Origin of the sequence: Mesorhizobium sp. M0898, assembly GCF_040319695.1 — a bacterium.
In the GTDB taxonomy this organism is placed as follows: Bacteria; Pseudomonadota; Alphaproteobacteria; order Rhizobiales; family Rhizobiaceae; genus Mesorhizobium.
The window spans coordinates 1-5,777 of sequence record NZ_JAMYOE010000095.1 but is presented as its reverse complement, the minus strand read 5'-3'; the positions used below and the strand labels follow the sequence as shown (position 1 = coordinate 5,777).

The 5,777-nt window shown below is 59.8% G+C and carries 7 protein-coding genes; 1 reads left to right on the top strand and 6 read right to left on the bottom strand.

Features of this window, described 5'->3' with window-relative positions:
* On the bottom strand, window positions 1-1,434 hold a 1,434-nt coding region (gene ligD, locus NKH90_RS34010; RefSeq protein WP_352823646.1), incomplete at its 3' end, for a non-homologous end-joining DNA ligase.
* Between the two features lie 384 nt (window positions 1,435-1,818).
* On the opposite strand from ligD, the gene NKH90_RS34005 reads away from it, so the two are divergent.
* A complete protein-coding gene (locus NKH90_RS34005) occupies window positions 1,819-1,986 on the top strand; it encodes a hypothetical protein (protein ID WP_352502857.1) in 168 nt (55 codons plus the stop codon).
* A 97-nt stretch (window positions 1,987-2,083) separates the two neighbouring features.
* Here NKH90_RS34005 and NKH90_RS34000 read toward each other — a convergent pair whose 3' ends face one another.
* From NKH90_RS34000 to NKH90_RS33975, 5 genes are all read right to left on the bottom strand, one after another.
* Window positions 2,084-2,296: a hypothetical protein gene (locus NKH90_RS34000; RefSeq protein ID WP_352775490.1), complete on the bottom strand. Its 213-nt coding sequence runs from the start codon at window positions 2,294-2,296 to the stop codon at window positions 2,084-2,086.
* A complete protein-coding gene (locus tag NKH90_RS33995) occupies window positions 2,289-2,576 on the bottom strand; it encodes a PilZ domain-containing protein (protein ID WP_352775488.1) in 288 nt (95 codons plus the stop codon). The genes NKH90_RS34000 and NKH90_RS33995 overlap by 8 nt, the downstream gene beginning before the upstream one ends.
* A 636-nt stretch (window positions 2,577-3,212) precedes the next feature.
* On the bottom strand, window positions 3,213-3,617 hold the full coding sequence (locus tag NKH90_RS34985; protein ID WP_502898902.1) for a TadE/TadG family type IV pilus assembly protein: 405 nt from the start codon (window positions 3,615-3,617) through the stop codon (window positions 3,213-3,215).
* On the bottom strand, window positions 3,607-4,026 hold the full coding sequence (locus tag NKH90_RS33980) for a TadE/TadG family type IV pilus assembly protein (protein ID WP_352474371.1): 420 nt from the start codon (window positions 4,024-4,026) through the stop codon (window positions 3,607-3,609). Before NKH90_RS33980 ends, NKH90_RS34985 begins: the two co-directional genes overlap by 11 nt.
* Before the next feature lie 26 nt (window positions 4,027-4,052).
* Complete coding sequence (locus NKH90_RS33975) at window positions 4,053-5,267, bottom strand: pilus assembly protein TadG-related protein (protein WP_352823644.1); 1,215 nt, start codon at window positions 5,265-5,267, stop codon at window positions 4,053-4,055.
* Window positions 5,268-5,777 lie beyond the last annotated feature (510 nt).

Sequence of the window (5,777 nt, the reverse complement as noted above, 5' to 3'; positions counted from 1 at the left end):
CGGCCAGCTCTGCAGACCTTCCGCTTCCATGATGTCGCGGAGCGTTAGCGCGGTCTCGATCACTTCATCCCACTCGACCCCCTCGCCCGGATCAAGGTCCAGAACAACCCGGTCGGCATGTTCGATGTCGTCAACAGTAGCGTTCCAGGGATGCAGCTCTACCGCGTCCATCTCGACCAGCCCCAGCAAGCCGGCAAGGTCGTCCACCCACACGCGCACACCTTCGCCACCCTCGCGCTTTTGAACGCGCAACTGATGCACTGCTGCGGGGATCTTCGGCAGCGCGCCCTTGTGGTAGAAGGTTGCCCCGAGAGCATGGCGGACCAGCTTCAGCGGTCGGTGGCCGAGATGGACGAGTGCGTAATCGGCAACCCTCTGCCAGTAGCGCGCAAGCTCTTCCTTGGAGGGCGAGACCGCGTCGGGCAGCAGTTGCAGGATGTTCTCGCTGGGAACGCCATGTTCCTGGGCTGGTCCACGTCGCTTTGATGGCGCCGGAGGCTTGGCCGGGATCGCCACGAGGTCTTCTCGCAGACCCTTGAATACTGCCTCGCGCAATACGCCGCGATCAGTGACGCCGCTGAACTGTACCTCGGCCAGCACCTCTGGTCTGACCCACGTCGCCTTCGGCTTCACGATGGGCTCTGACAGAGGCGACTTGCTGATGATCAGCGGGTCGAGCCGCTCTCGAACCAGTTGAGCAACGCTCAAGGTGTAGCCGCTGCGGGCCTTCCCGGCATAGAGCAGTCGGTCGCCCTCGCGGCGACCGATGTAGAGGGATGCGATGCGGCGCGGGTGAGCGCCCAGCTTCTCGACAAATGCCACGATGGGGAAAGTGTCGCTCTTGATGCACTTCACCTTGAGCCAACTGGTCTGGATCCCTGAGCGGTAGGTGGCATCGGTGCGCTTGGAGACGATGCCCTCCAACCCCATACGGCAGGCATGTTCAAACACGTCCGTGCCGCCCAACTCCAGATGTTCGGCGTAGGTCAATGTCGGGGCTGAGTTCTTCAGCAGCTTCTCTAGGGCTGCCTTACGCCTTACCAGCGGCTGCTGCCGCAGATCGCGCCCGTTGAGGTGCAGCAGGTCGAATGCGTAGAAGATGAGCCTCGGCGAGTCTGGGTTGCCCAACTCCCGTTCCAACGCTTGGTAGTCCGGCAGGCCAGTGTCGCCGAGAACGACAGCCTCCCCGTCGATGATCGCCGCCTTCACCGGCAAGCCCGCCGCCGCTTGAACAATTCGTCGGTATCGGTGCGACCAGTCGTAGCCACGGCGCGTGAAGGCTCGCGCTTTGCCGCCCTCAATGATCAGTTCGGTGCGGTAGCCATCGTACTTGATCTCATGAAGCCATTCGCTGTCCTCAGGCGCGTTCTCGACCAGCGTGGGCGACTGAAACTCAATGAAAGAGAGCCGACCATCCCCAGTTTTGGAACTCATCGCACACTCCTGACCTCCACCCCAACTTTGGTGCCGCTGAATAGGTTCCGGAAGAGAGCTGGCCGAGGAGTAGGGTCCCGAGCCGGTTTACCCGATCCTTGCTCGAACCGGGCGTGGTTGAGGGAACTCTTAGTTAAGCCATCTCTTATCTACGAATGTCGCTTGCGCTGGCATTGCCTATCAATGCAACAACGTCGAAGGTCTTGTTGGTGTTTACGAGCCCGGCCCGGGACCGCGCCCGCGGCCTGCCAACTGATCGGCCGTTGGCGGACGCGACGACCTGCGCGAGCGCCCTTGTACTCGTCGGCGGATGGACGACCGCTCTTTTCATCACCGATGCCGTCACGCTCGAGGATGTCAGGGCAACTGACGACGTCGACCTAATTGTCGATCTACTTCGATGCAAGGCTTTCCGGCACGCCCGGCGCGAAATGGATTGCCGAGTACGGGGCAGGCGCCAGCATTGTGCTGGTCAATCGCGTGATGGCCGACATGGCCGCGGCGGCCGTGGCGGGGCCCGGCCTCGCGGTGCTGGCCCGCATCATAGGATAGCGACCCGGGGTTGCGGCGGTTGACCGGGAAATTCTGGGGCGGCAGAGCCTCTCGGTCGTCTACCGCCGCGAGCCCGCGCTGGCGAGTTCGGTTCCAATCATTGTCCGTTCCCGATGAACGTGATGCGGCGACATTTTGGCGCGATGCCGCGCTGAGCGGTCAGAACCTGAAGGTCGACGAGACAATCGACGGCTTGTGTGAGTTGAGCCTTTGCCGATGGCAGTACGGCGGCTTCCTTTGCTGTGTTGAAGGTCAGTGCCAACTGTTGCTGCCGGTAGTGCTCGGCTGGTGCAACGAGAACTTCAGCCATAGTGAAGGCGCGGTTTGGGCACTGTTTCGGTGAACTGCACACCGACACGGTCGTTCCTGCGCCAGCGCAACACAGACCGATAGGCAACGCCATCGGTCGGCACGTAGAGAAGGAAATGCTCCGGCACCAGGGCTTCGACCGGCACCTTGAGTTCGGCTCCGCCGACGTTCTGGTGTCGAATGGTGCAGGTGATTTCGGAGTTGTTGATGCCGTTAATGATCGCGGCACCCTTCAGGACGCGCTGTCTCCGTTCGCGGCGGTTGTCGCCTTCTTCAACCATTGTGACCTCCGTTAGGCACCCCACTTGTATATCAGAACCGCCCACGCGCGAGCCGGATTGAATCGCGGAGCGTTGTTACCCGCTCGAGCTGCGATCGCTGTCCAGTCGGGTCAAAAAGGGTTTCCATATGCCTCGGCCCCTTGCCTCGGCCTGGATACAGCGCCCTGTAAGGATTCTTGAGCTGCCCTTCCGGATAGCCGATGGGTCCGCCCGGAAGGGGGTGCCAACGTCCGCCTTCAGACGTTGCGCCAAGTTCTTCGTCGCCAGGCCGGTGCCGACCGCCGTCAAGCGATAGCGCCCGCTGTGCATGGACTTTCCGCACTGGCGAGATCGTGAGCGAGCGCGGAGCCGGCGGCCGGGATTATCTCCGTCAGGGAGTCTCTGCCGTCGGTCCGCGCTGTGCAGCACGCGGGCGATGGCGTTAGGCAGGGAATAGCGGCCGAGGTGAGGGACGGCAAGCCGCGCATTGCCGGGGCAAAGGCCGTGATCATACATGCCGTCCCCGATCTATAGCCAGGATGAAGGCCCGCGCCGCAGCCTACGTTCTGGCTGGTGGCGGTGAAGCAGACCTGAACGCAAGCAAAGAAGAACAAGCCGATCACTGCGCATGTTGCGTAAGGAGCCTATTGGGTGCGCTCATGACGCAACCAACGGAACTGTGACAGTTGTCGAATAATTTATCGAGTATCGGTCGAAGTACGGAAACTCGATCGCGAACGCATATTTGGCGGTCAGATGGGCCATTCGAAAGCCGCCGCTGGGGGCGTCGATTGCTATTGTTACGTCGACGTCGGTTAATCCCAAACTCAGCAATTTTGCCGTGGCGATCGCTTTTATCTCGGCTTCGGTCAGCGAATTCTTCATTTGCAGCGCTCGTGAGGACGTTTCCAGAGTATAGCGAACACTTGACATGGCATTCAGAGCCCAGCCGAATGCGAAGATGCCGATCAAAAGCATTATCAGAATAGGCGCGATCAGCGCGAACTCCAGTGCGGCTCCGCCTGAGGCCCCACGTATGAAGGCTCTCCCTTTAGCGAACACGTATCACCTGTTTGTGGCTGAGCTCGCGCGAGAGGGAAAACTCGCCGAAACTGAAGGGCGGCGACCAGGTGGCCGTCGCCTGTATTTCAACGAAAACCGCGGAAGCTTTCAAACTGTCGCACAGCACAGATGGATCGACCACGGTGATCCCGCACATATGTTTCCGGCTCAGCGTCACCTGCGCGTCATCGGGATGATTTTCCCAGCTCGAAAGGGCGACGGTCTGGGTAGCCGCGTCGTCGGCTGCCCCTTGCATCACGAGATTGGCCGCCGTTTTCACGCCCGCACGCATCGACAACGCGCTTGATACAAAAGACCAGCCGTCAATGATGGCAAGAAGTACCAGGCAAAGGATCGGCACAACCAGCGCAAACTCCACCGAGGCAATACCCGAATCGCTCCCGAACATTCGGGCTGGTAATCGTGCCACGAAGATTACTCGACAAGCTTTATCGATTGCGTGGCCGGAATGTCTCGCATTCCAAGGCTCGTGCAATCCTGATTGACGTTCGCATTGCCGGACCACTGCACGGAACTGGCGACGACCTGAGTGCAACCACCTTTGCCCGAGAAATTGCCGAGGTAATTGACATCCTGTGTTGGAAAATACAAAGCGCCGGTCAAAAGCGAATCTGCCGTGCCATTAAACGTGTTCGATCCCGTCCGGTTAGCTTTGTCGCCGTAAAACAGCACCCCCGAATAGGTGCCTAACGTCGGTGCGCTGAGCTTGACAGTGGCCGTGCCGTTCATGCTGACGCCCGCGCTGCCGGCCAGATAGATGATGACTCCCTCGCCTGAAATATTTGCATTCGAGTTCGCTTTGAAATCTCCTCCCTGAATGACGTATACCCCGGCCGAGAGCGTCACATTGCCGCTCAAGCTGAGCCCCCTGCAGTATGTTCCAGGTTGCAACGTCGACTGGTTGCTGTTTTGACAGGGGTTCGTGGCCGGTGGCGCCGGCAAGTCGGCAAAAGGATCGGCAGCGGGCAACGCCTGGGTGATCGGGCTGGCGCAGACGGTCGTCACGGGGTTGCTCAACGAAACACCGCCTGCCGATATTAGGCAATCGACCTGAAGGCTTGCCGATCCCTGAAGCTTGATGGCGTCCGCGGCTATCGAATTCGACATTACGACGCAGCCGGTCAGTTTGAGGTTGGAACTGCCGGAAAACAGCGCCGCTTTCGAAGCGGAAGGATCGAGCGCCGTAAGGCAGGCCTTTGAAGCAGCCGTGATAAGAGCCACCGCTCTTGCCCGTGCGCCGACCGGGTTTTGCGTGAATATCGATGTAAAAAACCGATCGAGGTTCTGATGGACGATGACCTCGACGGCCTTTTGGGCGACATTCGGGCCAGAGGACGGGGGCGTGAAGATTTCGATTGTGCCTGCTGACGGGTCCCAGCCGTTCGTCGTCGCTGACAGTGTCGCGGCGGAGACAATCGTTGGCTTGTCAGATCCCGAAACCTTTTCCAAAGCGCCAGCATAGGCCGCCGCATCCGCCATCGCCTGTAATTTCAGGCTGCTAAAATACCAGTAGGAGGTCTCGATACCGAGACCCGCTGCGCCGACGACAATCGGCAACGACAGGGCAAAAATAGTAGCAATGTTGCCGCTCTCGCCTGTTTGTCGCTGACGGCTAACAAACCGCCTCAAGATACGGCCACCCCATTCCATGGAAGTATTAAAGCCGGGATGAATGAAGGAACGGCTAAGGATTTCACTCCATTTTACCGGTACGCTCCTTGGGCGGCCGGCACGAGCTCCGGGGCAACTGCTCGACAACGCGGGCCTCTGCTATTGATGGTAATGCAGATTTGCATTTCTAATCGTGCGGATCAGTTGGAGCTGCGATCGAGCATCAGGCCGAGCCACTCGTCGCGACTTAGGTCGCCAGCACTGTCCTGCTCGGCAAGCTCCCGCAGGCGGCCGCCATGCCGGCGAACCCGAGGGCATGCATCTGATCAAGTGTTGGGTTTTCAGCATTCTTTCTTCCTTTCCTTCACTGGTCATAGTTACTGCCGCGGATGTTGGGATGCGCATGCGTCGGCGCACGTACCGTCGATACGCCTTGGGCATGTGGGCGTTGACAGTGACATGGCCGGAGCGACGTGTTTCAGACGCCGAGCAATTCCAAGGACTGAGCACCAGAACCGACCCTCCCGA